The 255-nt window shown below is 56.9% G+C and carries 1 protein-coding gene; it reads left to right on the forward strand.

Annotated elements, in window-relative coordinates:
• Positions 1-255, forward strand: a 255-nt coding sequence (locus tag GTZ97_RS16835) for a hypothetical protein (protein WP_236651285.1), incomplete at both ends; no start/stop codon positions are given.

Genomic DNA, 255 nt, shown 5'->3' on the forward strand with positions numbered 1-255 from the left:
ATCGGGGCAAAGAACTGTTGCTCGATGTTGATATTCCTGTCGCTGACCGGATTCCCGACGAGTTGCTAGACGAGTTGCGGCGAGGCGGAGGTGGCTTGCGCATCAAGATTCGACTGCATCGCGAAGGAGTGCTGCTGGGCTGGGACATTGAGCGAAGACCGGGGTTTGATCCCAAAAAACGAGATCAGTGGGGGTCTGCGGTGTATGTGGGGCCTGTTCACAGCTTTGCGGGCGGTGATTTTCGGGAAGCAGAGA

The organism is Aquabacterium fontiphilum (assembly GCF_009909205.1).
Lineage (GTDB): Bacteria > Pseudomonadota > Gammaproteobacteria > Burkholderiales > Burkholderiaceae_C > Aquabacterium > Aquabacterium fontiphilum.